We start from the raw sequence: 18,865 nt of genomic DNA, 5'->3' as shown, positions 1-18,865 counted from the left end.
GCCTTAATCTACCGCTAAAAGAGCCCACAGCCGAGCTTGTACCTCTTCATGCGGTTCCCGTTCCGCGCATGCCGTCAGGTAATCACGATGCTCCGACAGAACTGGCGCTGGCCATGCTTCCAGAGCGTTAAGCGCCATCTGACGGTTTCTGATCACCGGGCTTTGTAGTGCGGCCTCCAGTAAAGGCCATCCCATTGACGGGAAGCGCTTCAACTCCTGGACGACAGCGTCAAGTTTAGAATGCATCTTCCAGTTTGGACCCACACCGCTGCTGAGAGCAGGACCCGAGGCGATCGCCGGCAGGTCAAACTGAGCCTGTGCCAGGGTACATACCTGCTGTGCCTGAGCTGCATCTTCGGTCTGCATCAGTTGATACCAGTTATCTTCTGCTGAATCCTTACACTGGCGCTCAAAGAGGGAAGGCCACGGATCCTGTTTGCGCTCCCGGCTGACCTGAATTGCCAGGTAATAGACATAACCTTCACCGCTGGCGAGGATCTGAGGGATAAGGTCGTCCCACAGCGACATCGCCTGGACCTGCTTACTCTTTTCAGCCAAGTGTTGTGCAGTGGCAGGGTCGAGCGAGGTTTCACTCTCTACCCATGTCCCAATATGCCGGGCAGTTAAAAAATGCAGTGGGTGAGGGGGCTTACAAGCCAACACCTTCTCCAGATAGCGCATACAGCTCAGGGGCGCATCATCGTAAACCGAAATACCCGGAACCGGACCTCCCATCAGCATGGCATAAAGCATCTCAGCGGCACCCATAAGCAACGCGTCGTCATGTTCTGTTTCGAGTGCAGCCAGCAACCCACCGCGTACTGCGCAGTTAACGGCGGTGTATTCATTCATCACGGAGTTGGAGAACCCCTCGCGCAGTAACCAGCGGCGAAGTTCATCATCCATCTGTTCCGGCATGCGCTCCATCAAATGGATACGCCCCCAGCCAGTGACGCGCTGCGCCATGCCATACCACACTGGTGCATATTCTTCCGGCTCCAGCATCGCTCGCAACGCGACCACCGCGTAAAGCGTGAATTCATCATGGCGAGCCAGTACCTGAAGAATCTCCACGGTGCGTTGCTGTGGGAAGTACGCCATCAGTGCCATAGCAAACTTCACCACATTACGATCCGGACTGGCGGTGGCGAGCCAGACCACCAGCTTACAGAGCGCTTCTGCGCGCAGGTTTTGAGACTGCGGAATCGCGCTCAGCAGCTCGTCAATGTAGTGCACGGGCGAGCCCTGATTAATCAGTTGATAGAGCGCATGTATGGCCTTCGTGTCAGGCTTTTTCTGCACCTGATGCAGGGCAGACAGAATCTCCGTGGCATCCGGGCCGTCATTACCCACGCCAAAGTGATAAATCATGGTGCCTTCCAGCGCACCCGGTGCCCAGCAAATCTCATCGGAATCACTCATCGGCTGGTTGGCAAGCACCCTGGCGTCAGCAGGCAGCGGTTCGGCCTGCGCATAGCTTTCAGCCAGACATGCGTAGATCGACGGTTGCTGAGCGTCCCAAACAACAGGGAAGGTCATTTCCGTGTTTTTACCCAATAAACGATCAAACCAGCTTTTCATCATTCGTTTTCCACATTCATGACGGTTTCAAACAGCAACCGATCCAGCAGCGCATCAGCAGACTTATCATGTGCAGCGGGCAGGAGGATTTCGTCGCGAGTCAGCTCCGCTTCGATAAACGCATGCAGCACTTCACGGCGCGAACCATACTGTGCCTCGCCTGAACGCTGTTTTATGGTCAGCAGTTCTTCGATGTCGCGCAATAATCGGGTGTCGGATACCGTTCCACGTACCAGTTGATCGAAACGCATCGGTGGCGCACCGTTTCTTTCCTCTATCCAACGCACAGCCAGTAGCGGGCGTAGCACGTAAAAATATTTCTTCAGTCGCACCTCTTCCTCCTGCAAATACTGGCGGAAGTTTTTGGCTGCCATCGCCTTGTAGTGCCAGCGGGCACGATCCGCCGAAAAAAACGACCACTCAGGGTGTTAAGGCGAGCCATGACGTTGCTTTCCTGCCGATAAACAACGGGTGAGTCCAGCCAGTCGATAAGCGTCGGGTTAGCCCGTTTCAGCAGTCCCAATGCTTTGCGCCACTCCCAGCCGCAGACATCCAGCTCGTCATCGATGGGTTTTTCGATGACATCCCGCGAGGCTTCCACCCGCAAATACCACTCAGGCTTGTGTACATAGAGAAAACGCACGTCATAATCGCTGTCTGGCGAGGCAAATCCCCAGCCCCGACTGCCAGACTCGCAGGCAAACAACACGCGTACGTCGTGTTCCGCCTCGATTTCCTTCAGCACGCCACGGACGCGTTCACGCATGGCCTCATCAACGCCATGCAGTCCGGTTTTTATCTCCATTGTGTTCTCCTTTATCCTTTAACGCAGATGACCTGGCGCAGCGTGTGCACGATTTCCACCAGCGACGATTGCGCGGCCATCACGGCATCTATGTCTTTATAGGCCATCGGTGTTTCATCAATCACGTTAGTGTCCTTGCGACATTCCACATGGGCGGTCGCACGGATATGGTCATCAATGGTGAAACGATTTTTGGCTGCGGTACGGCTCATGGTGCGGCCCGCACCGTGGCTGCACGAGCAGAAACTTTCTTCATTGCCGAGTCCGCGCACGATAAAGCTTTTGGCACCCATCGAACCCGGGATGATGCCCATTTGTCCCTTCTGTGCCGATACGGCCCCCTTACGCGTCACCAGAATCTGCTCACCAAAATGCTGCTCCAGTTGTACGTAGTTGTGGTGGCAGTTGACGGCTTCCTGATGGGTAGCAAATGGCTTGGTAATACAGGTTGCCAGGGCTGCTAACACGCGATTCATCATCACTTCCCGATTGTGATGCGCGTAATCCTGCGCCCAGCTCACCCCAGCAAGATAATCGTCATAATGCTGGCTGCCTTCGCTGAAGTAAGCGAGATCCCGGTCCGGGAGATTAGCCAGATGTTGCTGCATATCTTGTTGAGCCAGTTTGATAAACAGCGTGCCGATGGCGTTCCCTACGCCACGCGAACCACTGTGCAGCATCACCCATACGCGTTCACGCTGGTCAAGACAGATCTCGATGAAGTGATTACCCGTCCCCAGCGTCCCCAGGTGCTGGTGGTTATTGGTTTTCAGGAGCTGTGGATACTTGTCCGTGAGCTTTCTGAAACGCGGTGCAAGATGCGCCCAATGGGCGTTTACGTCATCGGGAGTATCCTGCCAGGCACCTTTATCACGCTTACCCCGCCCGGTGACCCGACCATGCGGCACGGCCTGTTCAATGGCATTGCGCAGTCCTTGCAGGTTATCCGGCAAATCGCCCGCCATCAGCGATGTGCGTACGGCGATCATGCCGCAGCCAATATCCACGCCTACTGCCGCCGGAATGATGGCGCCGCGTGTCGGAATGACGCTACCAATCGTCGAACCCTTACCCAGATGTACATCGGGCATTACCGCCATATGTTTAAAAATAAATGGCATGCTGGCCGTTTTCAGCAGTTGCATTTTCGCTTCTGGCTCGACAGGTACGCCCTGCGTCCACATTTTTATCGGTGCGCCTGCGGCGGGGTGAATAATGTCAAATTGAGGTTTCATGCTTGTTCTCTTTTTTGTTTGCGTCGTTTTGTTATTGCGAACGGCGTGCCAAAACAAAGTATATCGATAAAAAATTAATAACCATCTGATAAATAACATTAAAAAATAAACCCTCGACACGAGGGATAGTCAGAAGGTCTGTAATTATTTATATTTAAAAATAGAATTTATCTTACAGGATAAGAAATGAAGCGCAGGGTGGTGATTGGTGTTTTGGGGACTCAGCTGGACAGACGGGGTAAGCGTCAGAATCGCTGGACGAAATGGCGTCCCAGCGTTGCGCTGTGCCAGCATGAAGATTTGCCGATTGATCGGTTTGAGCTGCTTCATCAACCGCGCAATCGCGGCATGGCCGATCAGCTTACGGAGGATATCGCGCAGATATCACCCCAAACGCAGGTGGTTCCTCACGCCGTCAGTCTGAATGATCCCTGGGACTTCGAAGAGGTCTACAGCGCATTTCTGGATTTCGTCAGCCGTTATCCTTTCGATACAGAAAATGAAGAGTATCTGGTGCACATCACTACAGGGACGCACGTCGCGCAGATCTGCTGGTTTTTGCTGACAGAAGCCCGTTATCTGCCCGCCACTCTTCTTCAGACCGGGCCGGGGCCGCAGGATGAAACCACACCAAAGGGGATCTATTCGATTATCGATCTGGATCTCAGCCGCTACGCTACCTTAACCAGTCGCTTCCAGCGCGAGCAGGCAAATTCGGTATCTTTCCTGAAATCTGGCATTGAAACACGTAACCCCACCTTTAACGCATTGATTGAGCAAATTGAACGTGTTGCGCAGCGTTCGGATGCCCCCATGCTGCTGACTGGCCCCACCGGTGCCGGTAAGTCGTTTCTTGCCGAGCGAATTTATCAACTGCGCCAGTCACGCCATCAGGTAAAAGGAAAGTTTGTGGCGGTTAACTGCGCCACACTCCGTGGTGATAATGCCATGTCGACGTTGTTTGGCCATGTTAAAGGGGCCTTTACCGGTGCGCTGACTGCTCGCAGTGGGTTACTCCGCGAAGCAGATGGTGGCATTCTTTTTCTGGATGAGATAGCTGAACTGGGACTGGATGAGCAGGCCATGCTACTGCGTGCCATCGAAGAGAAAAGTTTCTTTCCTTTCGGTGCCGACCGTGAAGTCAGCAGTGATTTTCAGCTCATTGCGGGTACGCACAGGGATATGCCGCGCTGGGTGAGTGAGGGACGTTTCAGGGAGGACTTATACGCACGTATCAACATGTGGACGTTCCGCTTACCCGGACTGGCGGAACGGCGCGAAGATATTGAACCTAACGTTGAATATGAACTGCACCGTTACGGGCGTCAGCATCAACAACAGGTGCGCTTTGATAAGGAAGCGCGTGAACGTTATCTGCATTTCGCTTATTCCGACAAGGCCAGCTGGAGAGGGAATTTTCGTGAGCTGGGGGCCAGTGTTGCGCGCATGGCGACACTGGCTGAGAACGGACGCATTAATCTTACGCTGGTGGATGAAGAGATTACCCGGCTGTTGGGGGCATGGCAGACAGAGCAGGGCGGAACCACGGTGTTTCCGCTCAATCAGGAAATCGATATTTTCGACCAAAAGCAGCTTGAGGCGGTGATTGATGTTTGTCGCACTTCGACATCTTTGTCGGATGCCGGACGCAGGCTGTTTGCCGTATCACGACAACAAAAAAAACAACCCAACGATGCGGATCGTTTGCGTAAATATCTGCTGCGCTTCGATCTGAAGTGGGAGGATGTGAACAAGGAAACTCGTTGAGGTTTTTTGTATTCGCTCAAGTAACCTGAGCCGGCATATACAGACGAATAAAACGATTGACTCATACTTTCCCTCGGGGGTATTTCACAATCGCTCAATAGTGCAGAGTTTGCTGTATAGCCGGTGCATCAGCACCGGGGGCCATAATTCTCGGTTTGTTAAGTGCTGACAACGTCAGAAAACGATGCCCATCGCTTTGCCGATCGTGATAGCTGCTGCAAAGAGGCTCATCGCAAGAATACTGATGCAGGTTCCACAGGTAATAATCCTGGCCGAACGACCTGTCCCCAGATAATGCGTTTCAAGAACGATGATATTTGCTGCCGGAGGCAGAAGACAAAAGAGATAAAGTGTTGGCGTATTTTCCGTTATCAGTCTGAAATCGACAATTCTGGCAAGCCCTATCATCAGCCAAATCATCATCAACATCGCTGCTGATTTAATCAGATATGGGCGAAATTCATGCCGGAGATCCTTAAGCGTCAGCTCAGTTTTTGACAGCCAAACGCCAAGCACCGCCATACCAAGAAAGCTCATCAGAAATTTTGCGACTTCATAAAGATCGTTAAACCACAGCGTTATCTGCTGACTGAACGGAATGAGCGCGGCCCCGACAATCAGTGCCAGCACAGGCGGAGTCTGAACTAATTTCAACAGTCTGAAATGGTGGCCGGAGAGCATACCAGCCCCGACGGAATTGCCTACGATTGAGCTGCCCACATAGGCGGCGATAACAATGGTAGCGGCTTGATCGCCAAAGAGGGCCGTCGCCACAGGCAATCCCAGCCATCCGATATTCAGGTAACTGAAGCACAGGCTTTTAATGGGATCGCGAAAGAAATACCGGGAAGCCATCAGCATAATCAGCATGCTGATGGCTGTCGCGATGATTATCGTACTCATACTGCCAAAACGCGTGGCTATATTGAAGATGATGACAACCGGAATAGCTACGCGGGTTAATACCCATGAGGCAGCTGCTTTTAAATCCCAGGCTGTTTTACCGACCAGCCAGCCGGCAAAAAGATAAATCAGCGGTACAAATATCGTCACAGTGTTTCCTTACCGTGTGTTCACAAAACTCAACAGCCCGCGACCTTGTCCGATTCTCAACAAACCCTGCAACAGATTGCCTGGAATGTCGATGGCCATACGTGTGGGACATTTTTGTTTAACGTTAGCGGTGCATCTGTGAATTCGCCAGGCGGGGTAAGCTCCTCTTGTGATAGTTCAAGATTAAGCTCTTCCCTGAATTCCCGAATCAATGCTGAATGAGCGTCTTCTCCTGGCTCAATTTTCCCTCCGGGTTGTCCACTTTGAAGCAGGTGGCGTATAGGTTTTGAAATACTCGATAATGTCGTGCAAATTTTCAGAAAACAGAAGCATATCGGCATAATCCTGTTTCATAAAACCTTCACTCACCATCTGATTTACCATCACTTTAAGCGGGTTGTAAAAGTGATTAACGTTCAGAAACGCGCAGGGTTTATCATGTATGCCTAATTGTGCCCAGGTCCACTGTTCAAATATCTCCTCAGCAGTTCCTGCGCCACCCGGTAAGGCGATAAAACAGGATGATAATTCTGCCATCACAGATTTTCTCTGATGCATGTTATCCACCACCTGTAGCTCAGACAACCCGGTGTGGGCAATTTCACGTTCCAGCAGGGACTTTGGAATAATACCCGTTACATGACCACCATATGCGAGAGCTGAGTCGGCTACGGCACCCATTAAACCAACACGTCCACCCCCATAAACGATATTTATACTCTGTTCAGCCAACCACCTACCAACATGACGAGCAGCCTCCATGTAAGCGGGTGTACAGCCTTCAGAAGAGCCACAGAATATGCCTACAGTGTGCATATTTTCTCCTCAAACAAATGGAAAAATCCCCGTAATGGGGAGAACAAGCGAGACTCATCTTAACATGTTACCTCGGGGAGAGTGGATGAACACGTTCTTGCCATTATTATCTATTTCAAATAAAATTTCTCGAAATATCATAAAATAACCACATGAAATGACTGGCAAATATTATTTTAGACACTGCTTTTGGGGTTTGATTGGTTTTGGCTATTTTGTTTACAGTATTCTGAAAGACCTACATGATGGATTGATTTTCCCTGCATATATACCCTATATTCCGTATGTTGCCATCTATTTATCTATAAGTGCAGTAACGTACCCATATTCTTTATTTGTCACAAATAAATTGGGCCTAATGATAATGAAAAAAGAAACGTGGAGTTATTTCTTCACTGTAAATGGCCCCAGCTGGAATTTTTTTATTTTTGTATATCTGTTTTGTGGGTTACTATCGGTACCACTGCTCATTCTTTATCCACTTATAAAAAGATCCGTTTAACAAATTAAAACGCCCTGGCACCACATTTTGTATTCTGGAGCCACGTCGGCTTCTGCAAGTATCGCAGAACCTAATCCCATTGCTGAAGGCTCATCTTTGGTAAATGAGATGCTGGCTGCTCGATAACAGAGATTCTCCTCAATTAGGTCTTCTCTGTGCCAGGAGCGGACTTGGCAGACATCACTGTTTTAATTAGAGAATAACAGGTCATAATATGTGAGCCTCATTGACTGCGTTCCATCAATTCAAGCGTCTGACCATCAGGGCTTTGTAAATATATTACTCGGGTTCCCTGCATGGGTCCTGACAACACTGTCTGAGGTTTACCGGGCGTCTTCCAGCCGTAGTCCGATACTTTGCCTAAGAGCGTATCAAGATCCTCAACTATAAAAGCAAGGTGAGCGTAGCCTGGAATATAGGGCGCTGAAGGTGCTTCTGGCTGCTCAATGTTATTGTATTGTAGTAATTCAATTTGAATATCAGCCAGTTCAAGCAAAGCCATTCGTACATCAGCTCCCCTTGCACCTGTTACCTCATCGATTATAGGTCCAGACATTTTTCCTTCGCGTAATAATTTACCTCCAAGAATCTGAGTCCAGAATAATAATGAGTCTTCAATGTTTTTAACTGAAAAACCAACGTGATTAACACTTAATATCATGCGATTACCTGCTGAGTTTTCAAAGTTCATCATCCAACTATATAAAAAGCCTGCTTTATTTCTACACGATAAATGCGCAACCGTTTTACAAGCCTGCATCTTTTATCGATAAATTGCGAATGTGCGCTTTTCGCTCATGACAGCCCTCTGATGGGCCGCCTGTTAGTTGTTCTTTTGGTTCGACTTTGCAAAGATATCTTTGCACAAGATTCCAGACCTGCCACGCAATCAGTAACAGGCATGCTTCTCCACGACCCATGACCTGTGCCCCGGCAACAACGCGCTACGTGGCCGAACGGGTTATGCTTTGAGGATTCCGAGATGACTACCTTTTATCAACTTACCGCCACCAGTCTTTCCGGCCAGCTTATCTCTATGGCCGACTACGCTGGTCAGGTGGTTCTGGTCGTTAACACCGCCAGCCATTGTGGATTCACGCCACAATACGGCGGCCTTGAAGCGCTCTACAAGAAATACGCCGTCCGGGGTTTCGTGGTGCTTGGTTTCCCCTGCAACCAGTTCGGTAAACAGGAACCTGGCGGCGCCGAGGAAATCGCGCAGACATGTCACATTAACTACGGTGTGAACTTCCCGATTTTCGCGAAAGTTGAGGTCAACGGAACCGCAGCGCACCCGGTGTTTCGTTATCTGAAGAATGAATTACCCGGCGTGCTGGGTGGGCGGATCAAATGGAACTTCACTAAGTTCCTGATTGGACGTGACGGTAAACCACTCAAGCGTTTTGCACCGTTCACCACGCCGGAGAAAATGGAAGCATCAATCCTTACTGCACTTGAAAGCTAAGGACTAAACGGCGCGGAGCTTGTCCAGGTTGTCTGCAAGTATGTCGATGATCAAATCATGTGGGAAGATCGTTTCGTTAGTATGTCTGAGTTCTTCTAACGTCCACCAGTGGTGATCCCGAATGACTTCCTTTTCATTCTTACTCCACCTTGAGCAATCGATATCTGTTTTATCCGCGTGAATGATAAAGAAACGTTCGTCAGCATAAACGGTTTCCCCATTTGGCAGCATCATGGGGAAGGTTCGGGATGCGACCGACATGCCAACTGAATGTCTTTGCAACCCGGTTTCCTCCCGCAATTCGCGTAAGGCGGCCTGCTCAAAGGATTCATTCGGCTCCAGCCCGCCCCCCGGTGTTGCCCAGTATGTCCTGCCATTTAACGCATCATCTTTATGGCAAAATTTAAACAGCAGAACCTGATTTGCCGGAGAACGAACGATCAACCGGGATGATGGACGAGTGCGCACAAAGCCCCCCTTTAATGCGGTAAATTACTCAGAACTGAACACCTTTTGTCAGTCCACCGTCGACAGTGAGATTGGTGCCCGTCGTGAAGCTGGCAGCGGAGCTGGCAAGAAAAAGCACGGCTTTAGCCACTTCATCCGGACGAGCCATTCGTCCCATTGGGTTCATTGCCAGACATTCGGCAAAGAGATCGGGCGTTTCGCGCTCGATTTTCCCCCAAACCCCATCTACGAAGTAAACGTTGCCCGGAGACACAGTGTTTACCCGAATTTTCTCGGGTGCCAGTTTTGCCGACAGGGTTTTACCATAATGAATCAACGCGCTCTTTAACACCCCATAAGGCTCGGCAAACATATCCACTTCTCGACCTGATACGCTTGAAATAAGAACCACTGAACCTGATTGTGACTGGCGGAGCCAGGGCAACGCAGCGTTTACCATGCTCACAGAACCGAGCAGGTCGGTCTCGAAAGCCAGACGCCATGTTTCCGGGTCGGAACCCCCGGCCAGTGCGCTGACGTTGGGAATAACGATGTCGATACCACCCATTTTTTCGGCAGCATCCTCAGCCCAGGCGCGTACCTGATCTGATTCTGTCACGTCAACTTTATAACCGAATGCCTGGTTGCCCATTGCGGCCTGAGCCGCGTCAATTTCTTCGCCCTTCCTCGCACAGAAAGCGACGCTTGCCCCTTCTGACAAAAATGCTTCGGCAATGGCTCGACCAATACCGCGTGTGCCACCACTTAGCATGACTCTGGCATTCTTTAGGCCTAAATCCATAATTTTCTCCTGTTTTCCGGGCTTCATCCGCCGGGATAATGGTTATCTGTGAAGCAATATAGGATTTGACCAGCATTCTGAAAAATGAAATTAATAGAACCTATCATTCATTAAATGAGAATGCCGAATGCACCTTTCTCAACTCAGGGCCTTCTGTGCGGTAGCGCAGACCGGATCGATTTCAGGCGCGGCTCGGGTGTTAAACCGCGTTCCTTCAGGCATCACGGTACGCATCCAGCAGCTTGAACAGGATTTAGGCTGCGAACTCTTTCTGCGCGACCGCCAGGGGATGTCCCTCTCGCAGAACGGGCGGCTACTGCTGGACCACGCGCAACGTATTCTGGACCTCACCGACAGCACCCGTCTGTTGATGCGAGAAGAGGATCTGGGAGGAAAACTGGTGATTGGCGCGCTGGATGTGGTTCTGGTCGATTTTATGCCGGCATTGATTGGCACCTTCCGTAAACGATACAGCGGTATTGGCCTCGATATCCGGCACGAAGCCTCGGAGGTTTTGGTGCAACATGTGGCAGATGGAACACTCGACATTGCCCTGACTGATGGCCCGGTACAGTCAAAGGCCCTTGAAAGCCGACTGGCCTTTGTCGACGAAATGTTGCTGATCACGGAACTCAATCATCCTGCGGTCAGAAAGCCATCGGATCTCCAGTGTGCCGAACTCTATGGATTTCGCCATGATTGCTCGTTTCGCTTCCGCATGGATCGATGGCTGGCAGAAGCGCGCATCAGCCATCTGCCGGTGACGGAAATTGAGTCATACCATACGATGCTGGCTTGCGTGACAGCAGGGATGGGGGCGGCCTGGGTGTTGCGTTCCGTATTACAAACCTTGCCAGGACATCAGCATGTACGCAGCCATTCGCTCGGTGAGGTAGGGTATACCGAAATTCATTATCTCTGGCGCAGTGGACAGCTATCACCGAATGCCCGCAGGCTGATTGAGACCGGGAGTGAGCTTGGCGAACGACGCAATACTCAAACGTGGAGCAAGGTATTACCTTAACGACAGTATGACCTTGCAATGAAACTCATACACTCATTTACTCAAAAACTCATTATAAGTGGTGCCCATTGGCCGTTTGTTGATTTGCCATGTGGGCACCGCTACCCTTGTGGTCATGCTTCCAGACGCGTGAATTCCCCTTCAATCAATTCACCGCTTTCACGCCACGCCTGGAACTGGGAGCGTAGTTGCGTTTGGGTATTAATAGCATCGTTAACGTCGTTGGCATTCACTTTTAACGCGGCATAGTCAGGGAAGAAGTTTGCCTGGAAGGTATCGCTATTAACCATCGCCAGCAGCTCTTCGCGCTGCGTATTGAAGTTTGCAATCATATCTTTCACGGCTTCGTTAACAGCTTCTTTGCGTTCGTGGTGTTTCCAGGAGTCATAGGCCTCCAGAGCCAATCCAGCCACCGCCAGCACGCCATTGATATTTTTCGCCAGATTAACCGCTCCCCACGGCTTAAATTTAAGTGCTTTGGTTAAATCCAGCCCCAACGTTTTCGCCGCGGTGACAATGCCGTCGCGTGCCGCCAGCACGCTACCATTATTGATGAAGTTACCTTTGATAACGTAGCTGACGCCTTGTTTACCGAAATTCACCACGGTGCTGTTGTAATGGGCGATCTCTGCATCGAAACTCAAACGCATCCGGCTCAACTCCTGGCTAACGCCGTTGAGTTGGCGATCGAACTCGTTCTGCAAGCGAGTGGTCACCATGACACCATCCTTGCCAATTTCGCGTTCAAAGAACTCAGCGAATGTCTCCAGGGTAAGACCTTGAGTACGCAGGATCATGCCGGAAAAATAACGGGCAATAAAATCACGTAAGCCGATGCGTGCTTCCTGGATTTGCAGGTTAGCTTCATCAAGTTGGCGGGTGAGGTGGCGGTTCATTACCGTTAAACGCTCGACTTCAGCTCCAAGGCGTTGGTCGTTTTCTACGGCCAATGGCAATTCCTTATGCAGCACATCAAGAATGACGCTTTTACGTGCCTGCTCAGCCATCGCCTCAGGACCGCCGCTGGTCTGGATCTTAAGAGCGGTTGCCTGCTGCAACGAGTCGATGTGCGACAGCGCCTTAAACTGGTCAAGATGCTCAAGCCAATAGTCGGTACCCATATCGAACGGGTTGGCCGCAACAGCCACGATACTGAGTGCTGCCAGCTCGGCTTCGCTGGCACCAATGGCTTCACGCAGGCGGCTTGCAACATTGTTGCGCTTGACCTGGAGGTTTTGCGCGTAACTGGCTTCGTCTTCGACATCTGCCACTTCGTCGAAACGGCTAAGGACGAAGACGGTACGTGGTAGCAGGTCAAGGGTGCGGAATAACCAGTTGAGATCGTCCTTGTGGCTGTCTTTGATCGGGTTGGTTGAATTCATCACGTACAACACCAGATGGGCTTCGCTGACATATTTGCGGGTGATGTCTTTGTACTTCTCCATCGCCTGCAAATCCGCGTTGAATTGCTCCTTGAAGCCGAACAACCCCGGAGTATCGATCAGTACGAAGTTGTCACCGACTTCGTATACTTTCACTTCATTGGAAGATTCCTGCTGGCTGATATACATACTCGCCTTGTCCAGGCGTTCCATCCAGGCGGCGGCGATGGAGGTTTTACCTTCAGAAAAGCCACCGATAAGGGCAATCTTGAGTTTCCCGTCGGCGAGATGCTCACCCACATGTTCAAGTTTACCGAACAGCGAAGGGTCGATGTTCACGCCAAGCGCAATGCCTTGCTCAAGAAAGGTACGCAACTTGCCAAGTAATGCGACGGCCTTGCTATTCTGGCTCAAAAAGAGGTCAAGGGTAGATTTCATTATCTGTTTCCTCAGGCAGTCAGGTCGCGAGCCATCTTCTTCAGGCCGAGATGGGCGACATCAAGTGTTTGGTTAATGTGGCGGGCTTGCACGGCAGGTTGTCCAAGCGCGTGGTCGAGTTGGTCGATGACCTTTTGCAGCGGCGGGAGTGCTTGCTTCAGGGTGTTGGAAAAGCCTTCACGAAGCGTGTCGCAGGCTTTTTCGAGGTTTTCATCAGCGGATTTGCGTTGCTGACTTTTCTTGTAGTCAGAGTCGAAGAAACTCCAGACTGCTTTAGCGAGGTTGATTAAGATCCCTGCCGCTCCCAGCACCATCAGGGGCCAGGTCACCGGATTCCAGATCATTGCTGCCGCCCCTGCCAGGCTTCCCAGGATCCCCCATACGCTAATGCCATTGTCGATATCAATTTTCAGATCAAATTCGCTGGCTAGCCGGGTTTTACCCACCTTTGCGTAGCCGTCTAATAGCTCGGCTGCATGAGCTTCGAAGCGTTTAATGATGTCACTGACGTTCCCCTGAAAGAGTCTTATCTGCTTGTCGAGCGCAACAGGAAGTTCACGTTGTAATGTTGCACTTTCCTGTTCCAGCAGTTGTTCGAGCGTTGCTTTGAACTGATCATTGCTGATGTCATCGCTGATGCGGTCATAGATGCGTGTGCGTACGGCATCTTCGAAAATACCGATCGACTGCTCCCCAGCGTTAGCCAGGCGCGAATTGAGGGCTTTGAATGCTATGGCAAGCTGATGCCTGGCACTTTGCGCTTCTTCGTCCAGTTTCGCTGCCAACGGCGCGAAGTTTTCAGTCTGTAGCGCTTTAACTCGTGAGCAAACGTGATGGAAAACCTGCTGCACCTTATTCAGATTGGAACGGCGAATTTTCTCTCTGACGTTGGTGACCATGTCCTGGGTCAGAAACTGACAGAACTGTTTGACACCGGTTTTCTCCAGCAGCACCTCGGGTGCCTGTGTCGCGAGGAATTTCTGACGGCTGGTGGCTGCTGGTGAACGCGGTACCAGGCAAATCGCGGCGGCGTAAAAAGCGGGTAACGCACTGAGGACAACGCTGCGCTGATAGTGCTGCCCCAAATGTTCGGTCATGGTGCGGTCCAGATCACCCAGGCTGGTCTGCTCATCAGTACTGGCTAAAGCTGACTTTTGCAGTGCCAGGGGATTGGTGATGCGTTTGTTGTATAGCGTCCAGACTTCTGTCTGATCCCCGAGCTGTGCTTTGATTTTTTCCAGCGTGCCCTTCCGGCCGGCATCTCCGGTTTGCGGTGGTGCAGCCTTGGCGGTGACATAGAACACCGCATGGGCGCGTTTAACTGCATTGTTGATTTGTTCGCTGACCTTACTTTCTTCGCCCTCAATACCCGGTACGTCGAGCAGTTTGAAGGCTTGCCCGTTCATTTCGAATTCATATGCCTGGGTTTGCCGGGTGAAATCCGCACGCCCGTCACCAATGATGCTGCCGTCTTCATAAGCCGATAACTGGTGCAGGTTGTTTAACGTTGTGGCATGACGGTGGTTCACGGCTGTCAGTTGGCCCTGAATCGTCTCACTCAATTGATGCAATGGTGCGAGTTCAGCTTGGCGTTGGCTGGACAATGCTGCTGAACTGGCTTGCAGCTGGAGCAACGCTATCTCTTCGGGCAGTTTGCGAAGTAAGTTGAGCAGGCGCTGCAAAAAATTCGCCCGGGCCTTGATTTTCCCGACCTGATCAGCCAATTCAGTCTCTTGCAACTGTTGATATTGTTGGCGTTCGTCATGGCGAGTGGTTGCCTGGGCGATATCACTCAGTACCTGATCGTGTTGGTCGCCAAGTGTTCGAATCTCTGCCTCCAGAGCCAGCAACGCTTCCTCACTCAGTCCTGATGCCTGCTGCAATGCCGTGAACTGTTCGCGCTGCGTCTGTTTGCTGCGTTCCTGGAGTAAAATGCGCAAGGTTTCGATCAAGGTGGATTTCCCTGCATTGGTTTCGCCGTAGAAAGCGATGGTGAAGGTCTTATGTTCTGCATTGCGACGTAGCTCATTGATTGCATCAGTGATTGTCGTGTTGATGGCGTTTAGATTCTCGCGAGCCTGGCTTTGCGCACTGGCCAGCGTTGGGTCTTCACTATCTTGTGCAATGCTTTTGAGCAGGGTGCTGACATGTTGTAGTAGCTGCTGGTAAAGACTTTCGGGTAGGGCTTCAGCCGTCGTCATGGCAGTTTCCTTACTGATGAAGCGAGGTGCTTATCCGTAGTCAGGACATGCACGTCAGAATAGAAAAATGCTATCGGCACTTGTATATCAAACTTTAGTTGTCGGGCCACTTGTCTTACCCACCGCTACAGCGAGAGAAAGAAGGTCGCTGAACAGCTTTCTGCCAGGGGTAAACAACGTAGCCTTTAAAAGAAACCGGCGTAATGACGGTTATCCTGATGTTTCGCATTGAGGGCCGACATCTTTACATCCGGCTGATACTGACTGTGAATTTCTGTTGGTTATTGATGGCAAACCTGGATAAATCATCCAGGACCCAATAGCGTCATCTTTTCGCCTGTCGGGAAACCTCCATTTGATGTTAGCCAGCAAACAGACCGCTGATCGTAACGGTCCAATTTACCGATTAACTATTATTCAATTTTTTTGAATTATTTCAGCAAATCAATCAGCTTTTGCTCACCCGCCGACAGGTCTATTCTCTCTCACATCGAGGCATAACACCTCACCGATTAAACAAAATTCTGAGGAAATGACCATGAAATCTATCAAAACTTTCGTTGCAGTTACGGCCCTGTCACTGGTCTCTTTCGGCAGCTTTGCGCAGAGCATCACCGCTTCCGCTTCCACCCTGGATGGCGCAGAAGCCAAAATCGCGGCGCAGGCCAAACAGGCAGGCGCGTCATACAAAATCACCGGCGCACGCGTGGACAACGGTGCTTACCTGTCAGCTGAACTGACCAAATAAGGTAATAATTAGCACGATCACAGTTATCGCACTAATTATCAATCATGAAACGATAACTATGGTTATTATTACTTTCATCGAAGGCACACAGCCTTCCAAACAGACCCATTAAGGATTAAGACCATGAAAACTATCAAAGCACTGTCTATCGCCGCTGTAGCCGCTCTTTCCCTGATGTCAGCAGCCAGCTTCGCGCAGAGCATCTCTGTTACCTCTTCAACCCTGGACGGTGCAGAAGCGAAAATTGCTGCACAGGCCGCACAGCAGGGTGCACAGTACAAAATCACCGAAGCGAACACCAATAACCGTGTTCACATGACCGCAGAACTGTACAAATAACGGATGGTCGTACAGGGAAGTGCCGAGAAAGGTCGCCGCAAGGGCGGCCTTTTTCGTATCTGTGACCCGTCCTGAATAGCGTTGACATTTTTTCTCAGTCCTCTGAGGAGAATGTAATGCATCAACCGACCATCACTGCGCACTGGCTACCCTCAGCCTACGCCGTGTTCTTTGAAAGCAACAGGGCGCTACAGAAATGTGAAAAATTTCAAGAAATCAGTCGTTAATCGGCAGAGTCTGGTACCTTTACGCTGAAATCTGACAGGTGAAACATGTATAAAAAGTGGTAGAAACTATACATGTGTTGGGGTTAATGTATAATTTTTGCGATTATCTATATACGTCATCAATCTCAAATATATAAAAGAGACAATTTTATCTATGTCAGCGATTCTTACTCATCTACCCTTGGCGAATATTGAGAAGTGGGAAACGCGTGCGGTACTCAAAAAGACCGCTGAAGCTCATCGTTATCTTGCGGAGCTGAAGGGCGTTGCGGCCAGTATCCCAAATGAAGCCATTTTGATTAATACCCTCTCATTACAAGAGGCTAAAGACAGTTCTGAAGTAGAGAACATCGTCACTACGCACGATGAACTATACAAGGCCAGTTTGTTTCAGGAAGCCATTACAAACCCAGCCACTAAAGAGGTGCAGGACTATGCGTTTGCTCTGAAGCAAGGCTTCCATATGGCCCGTAAAAACAAGCTGATTCGTCTTGGTGACATTCTTGCCGTGCAACAGCAATTGGAGCGTAATAATGCTGGTCTTCGCAGGCTTCCTGGGACAGACCTGAAGAACGCAAGTACTGGTGAAATCATCTATACGCCGCCCCAGCATGCTGATGAAATTTCATCGCTAATGGACAACCTCATCACCTTTATCAATGATGACAGCATTTGTGATGCCGATCCTCTGGTCAAGATGGCTATCATTCACCATCAGTTTGAAAGTATACATCCGTTCTACGATGGTAATGGCAGGACAGGACGTATCTTAAATATCCTGTACTTAGTGATCAAGGACTTGCTCAACCTACCTGTTTTATACCTGAGTCGCTTCATTATTTATCATAAGGCTGCATATTATTCTAATTTACAAGAGGTAAGAAATACAGGTAATTGGGAACCTTGGCTGCTATTTATGCTTGAGGGCGTTATTGATACGGCCAAAAACACTATATCCCTTATTACGCAAATGAAATCCTTGATGGCGAGTGTGAAACATGGCATCCGCGATCAGTTGCCTAAAATATACAGTCAGGATTTACTCAACAATCTTTTCAATCACCCCTATACTAAAATTGAATTTATTGTTGAAGAGTTGGGTGTGACACGAATAACGGCTACTAAGTATCTTGAACAACTGGTTGAACATAAATTTTTAATTAAACAGAAAGTTGGTAGGGCTAACTATTACATCAACGAGCCCTTGTGCAAATTACTGATTGCCCATAGCTGACAAAGAACAAATACATTCAATCCGCAGTCGTCTCTCTTGCCAAGATACAGTAACGAATTTGGTAATTGCATATTGGTCGTGGTGATCTATGCCACGACTTGGCTGTATGTCAGACAACGATGGGTTGTGACCATGCCTATTCAATCGATTGAAAACCTTCTCAGGGGGAAATGACTCAATTGGTTGATCCAGCTCATCTCGTTGACTAATCAGGCTCTGCCAAGGCTCTCCTACTTGAAGACTGAAATCTTATCTTCATCATCTACTCATCTCACCGTCATCTATGTACCCAAATACGTGTATTTGATGAATGGCTGGTGGGAGTATTGGGTTCAGAGGGATTACGTTGAGTCCTGGCAACGTTAATGTGATGAAGCAGACTGGTTGTTTGATTTTTATTCAAAATATTTGAATTCTTTCAGCAAATCCCTCAGCTTTTCCTCACCCGCCGACAGGTCTATTCTCTCTCACATCGAGGCACAACGCCTCACCGATTAAATAAACTTCTGAGGAAATGACCATGAAATCTATCAAAACTTTCGTTGCAGTTGCTACCCTGTCACTGGTTTCTTTCGGTAGCTTTGCGCAGAGCATCACTGCTTCCGCTTCTACCCTTGATGGCGCAGAAGCCAAAATTGCGGCACAGGCCAAACAGGCAGGTGCGTCATACAAAATCACCGGCGCACGCGTGGACAACGGTGCTTACCTGTCAGCTGAACTGACCAAATAAGGTAATAATTAGCACGATCACAGTTATCGCACTAATTATAAATCACGAAACGATAACTATGGTTATTAT

At 49.9% G+C, this 18,865-nt stretch carries 17 protein-coding genes and 1 pseudogene; 7 read left to right on the top strand and 11 right to left on the bottom strand.

The window, feature by feature from the left end:
- Nucleotides 1-3 precede the first annotated feature (3 nt).
- From AC6I8T_RS26305 to AC6I8T_RS26295, 3 genes and pseudogenes are all read right to left on the bottom strand, one after another.
- A complete protein-coding gene (locus AC6I8T_RS26305; RefSeq protein WP_497834836.1) occupies nucleotides 4-1,584 on the bottom strand; it encodes a hypothetical protein in 1,581 nt (526 codons plus the stop codon).
- A pseudogene (locus AC6I8T_RS26300) lies at nucleotides 1,581-2,386 on the bottom strand (nucleotidyltransferase domain-containing protein). The gene AC6I8T_RS26305 and the pseudogene AC6I8T_RS26300 overlap by 4 nt, the downstream one beginning before the upstream one ends.
- Nucleotides 2,387-2,397: 11 nt before the next feature.
- A complete protein-coding gene (locus tag AC6I8T_RS26295) occupies nucleotides 2,398-3,621 on the bottom strand; it encodes an RtcB family protein (RefSeq protein WP_208727017.1) in 1,224 nt (407 codons plus the stop codon).
- A gap of 186 nt (nucleotides 3,622-3,807) precedes the next feature.
- Here AC6I8T_RS26295 and rtcR point away from each other — a divergent pair, with 186 nt between their 5' ends.
- Nucleotides 3,808-5,388 carry an RNA repair transcriptional activator RtcR gene (rtcR, locus tag AC6I8T_RS26290; protein ID WP_497834835.1) on the top strand — a complete coding sequence of 527 codons (1,581 nt, stop codon included), beginning with the start codon at nucleotides 3,808-3,810 and terminating at the stop codon, nucleotides 5,386-5,388.
- Nucleotides 5,389-5,562: 174 nt separating this feature from the next.
- On the opposite strand, the gene AC6I8T_RS26285 is transcribed toward rtcR, so the two are convergent.
- The 4 genes from AC6I8T_RS26285 to AC6I8T_RS26270 form a co-directional block, all read right to left on the bottom strand.
- Entirely contained in the window at nucleotides 5,563-6,441 is an 879-nt protein-coding gene (locus tag AC6I8T_RS26285; RefSeq protein ID WP_497834834.1) for an AEC family transporter, read from the bottom strand.
- 56 nt (nucleotides 6,442-6,497) lie between these two features.
- Nucleotides 6,498-6,782 carry an NUDIX domain-containing protein gene (locus AC6I8T_RS26280; protein ID WP_208727014.1) on the bottom strand — a complete coding sequence of 95 codons (285 nt, stop codon included), beginning with the start codon at nucleotides 6,780-6,782 and terminating at the stop codon, nucleotides 6,498-6,500.
- Nucleotides 6,679-7,257, bottom strand: a complete 579-nt coding sequence (locus AC6I8T_RS26275; protein WP_497834833.1) for an LOG family protein — start codon at nucleotides 7,255-7,257, stop codon at nucleotides 6,679-6,681. Before AC6I8T_RS26275 ends, AC6I8T_RS26280 begins: the two co-directional genes overlap by 104 nt.
- Before the next feature lie 725 nt (nucleotides 7,258-7,982).
- Complete coding sequence (locus tag AC6I8T_RS26270; RefSeq protein ID WP_208727070.1) at nucleotides 7,983-8,420, bottom strand: VOC family protein; 438 nt, start codon at nucleotides 8,418-8,420, stop codon at nucleotides 7,983-7,985.
- 321 nt (nucleotides 8,421-8,741) lie between these two features.
- On the opposite strand from AC6I8T_RS26270, the gene AC6I8T_RS26265 reads away from it, so the two are divergent.
- Nucleotides 8,742-9,224 (top strand): glutathione peroxidase, encoded by a 483-nt coding sequence (locus tag AC6I8T_RS26265; protein WP_497834832.1) that lies wholly within the window; start codon nucleotides 8,742-8,744, stop codon nucleotides 9,222-9,224.
- A gap of 3 nt (nucleotides 9,225-9,227) precedes the next feature.
- Here the strand turns inward: AC6I8T_RS26265 and AC6I8T_RS26260 are convergent, their stop codons facing one another.
- Both AC6I8T_RS26260 and AC6I8T_RS26255 read right to left on the bottom strand, forming a co-directional pair.
- Complete coding sequence (locus tag AC6I8T_RS26260) at nucleotides 9,228-9,692, bottom strand: NUDIX hydrolase (protein WP_497834831.1); 465 nt, start codon at nucleotides 9,690-9,692, stop codon at nucleotides 9,228-9,230.
- Between the two features lie 28 nt (nucleotides 9,693-9,720).
- Nucleotides 9,721-10,473: an SDR family NAD(P)-dependent oxidoreductase gene (locus tag AC6I8T_RS26255; protein WP_497834830.1), complete on the bottom strand. Its 753-nt coding sequence runs from the start codon at nucleotides 10,471-10,473 to the stop codon at nucleotides 9,721-9,723.
- Between the two features lie 127 nt (nucleotides 10,474-10,600).
- On the opposite strand from AC6I8T_RS26255, the gene AC6I8T_RS26250 reads away from it, so the two are divergent.
- Nucleotides 10,601-11,497, top strand: a complete 897-nt coding sequence (locus tag AC6I8T_RS26250; protein ID WP_208727010.1) for a LysR family transcriptional regulator — start codon at nucleotides 10,601-10,603, stop codon at nucleotides 11,495-11,497.
- A 113-nt stretch (nucleotides 11,498-11,610) separates the two neighbouring features.
- On the opposite strand, the gene AC6I8T_RS26245 is transcribed toward AC6I8T_RS26250, so the two are convergent.
- Together AC6I8T_RS26245 and AC6I8T_RS26240 are read right to left on the bottom strand one after the other, a co-directional pair.
- Nucleotides 11,611-13,317 carry a LeoA/HP0731 family dynamin-like GTPase gene (locus tag AC6I8T_RS26245; RefSeq protein ID WP_497834829.1) on the bottom strand — a complete coding sequence of 569 codons (1,707 nt, stop codon included), beginning with the start codon at nucleotides 13,315-13,317 and terminating at the stop codon, nucleotides 11,611-11,613.
- 11 nt (nucleotides 13,318-13,328) lie between these two features.
- Nucleotides 13,329-15,518 carry a hypothetical protein gene (locus tag AC6I8T_RS26240; RefSeq protein ID WP_497834828.1) on the bottom strand — a complete coding sequence of 730 codons (2,190 nt, stop codon included), beginning with the start codon at nucleotides 15,516-15,518 and terminating at the stop codon, nucleotides 13,329-13,331.
- A 538-nt stretch (nucleotides 15,519-16,056) separates the two neighbouring features.
- On the opposite strand from AC6I8T_RS26240, the gene AC6I8T_RS26235 reads away from it, so the two are divergent.
- The 4 genes from AC6I8T_RS26235 (at nucleotide 16,057) to AC6I8T_RS26220 (ending at nucleotide 18,796) form a co-directional block, all read left to right on the top strand.
- The gene (locus AC6I8T_RS26235; RefSeq protein WP_497834827.1) at nucleotides 16,057-16,266 is read left to right on the top strand and encodes a DUF1471 domain-containing protein; all 210 of its coding nucleotides are present in this window, start codon (nucleotides 16,057-16,059) and stop codon (nucleotides 16,264-16,266) included.
- A gap of 123 nt (nucleotides 16,267-16,389) precedes the next feature.
- Nucleotides 16,390-16,605, top strand: a complete 216-nt coding sequence (locus AC6I8T_RS26230; protein WP_013508022.1) for a YdgH/BhsA/McbA-like domain containing protein — start codon at nucleotides 16,390-16,392, stop codon at nucleotides 16,603-16,605.
- Nucleotides 16,606-16,986: 381 nt separating this feature from the next.
- A complete protein-coding gene (locus AC6I8T_RS26225; protein WP_208727006.1) occupies nucleotides 16,987-18,066 on the top strand; it encodes a Fic family protein in 1,080 nt (359 codons plus the stop codon).
- 520 nt (nucleotides 18,067-18,586) lie between these two features.
- On the top strand, nucleotides 18,587-18,796 hold the full coding sequence (locus AC6I8T_RS26220) for a DUF1471 domain-containing protein (RefSeq protein ID WP_497834826.1): 210 nt from the start codon (nucleotides 18,587-18,589) through the stop codon (nucleotides 18,794-18,796).
- Nucleotides 18,797-18,865: the final 69 nt, after the last annotated feature.

The sequence above is a fragment of the Pantoea sp. X-Soil-OKNW-556 genome (assembly GCF_059730695.1).
Note: the sequence above shows the minus strand (reverse complement) of the source record. Positions and strands in the feature narration are given on the sequence as shown.

Coding starts and splice junctions, on each gene's coding strand:
- AC6I8T_RS26305 (WP_497834836.1), bottom strand. CDS start 1,584: ATGATGAAAAGCTGGTTTGATCGTTTATTGGGTAAAAACACGGAAATG.
- rtcR (WP_497834835.1), top strand. CDS start 3,808: ATGAAGCGCAGGGTGGTGATTGGTGTTTTGGGGACTCAGCTGGACAGA.
- AC6I8T_RS26295 (WP_208727017.1), bottom strand. CDS start 3,621: ATGAAACCTCAATTTGACATTATTCACCCCGCCGCAGGCGCACCGATA.
- AC6I8T_RS26230 (WP_013508022.1), top strand. CDS start 16,390: ATGAAAACTATCAAAGCACTGTCTATCGCCGCTGTAGCCGCTCTTTCC.
- AC6I8T_RS26270 (WP_208727070.1), bottom strand. CDS start 8,420: ATGATATTAAGTGTTAATCACGTTGGTTTTTCAGTTAAAAACATTGAA.
- AC6I8T_RS26245 (WP_497834829.1), bottom strand. CDS start 13,317: ATGAAATCTACCCTTGACCTCTTTTTGAGCCAGAATAGCAAGGCCGTC.
- AC6I8T_RS26250 (WP_208727010.1), top strand. CDS start 10,601: ATGCACCTTTCTCAACTCAGGGCCTTCTGTGCGGTAGCGCAGACCGGA.
- AC6I8T_RS26265 (WP_497834832.1), top strand. CDS start 8,742: ATGACTACCTTTTATCAACTTACCGCCACCAGTCTTTCCGGCCAGCTT.
- AC6I8T_RS26220 (WP_497834826.1), top strand. CDS start 18,587: ATGAAATCTATCAAAACTTTCGTTGCAGTTGCTACCCTGTCACTGGTT.
- AC6I8T_RS26255 (WP_497834830.1), bottom strand. CDS start 10,473: ATGGATTTAGGCCTAAAGAATGCCAGAGTCATGCTAAGTGGTGGCACA.
- AC6I8T_RS26275 (WP_497834833.1), bottom strand. CDS start 7,257: ATGCACACTGTAGGCATATTCTGTGGCTCTTCTGAAGGCTGTACACCC.
- AC6I8T_RS26225 (WP_208727006.1), top strand. CDS start 16,987: ATGTCAGCGATTCTTACTCATCTACCCTTGGCGAATATTGAGAAGTGG.
- AC6I8T_RS26235 (WP_497834827.1), top strand. CDS start 16,057: ATGAAATCTATCAAAACTTTCGTTGCAGTTACGGCCCTGTCACTGGTC.
- AC6I8T_RS26280 (WP_208727014.1), bottom strand. CDS start 6,782: ATGCCGATATGCTTCTGTTTTCTGAAAATTTGCACGACATTATCGAGT.
- AC6I8T_RS26240 (WP_497834828.1), bottom strand. CDS start 15,518: ATGACGACGGCTGAAGCCCTACCCGAAAGTCTTTACCAGCAGCTACTA.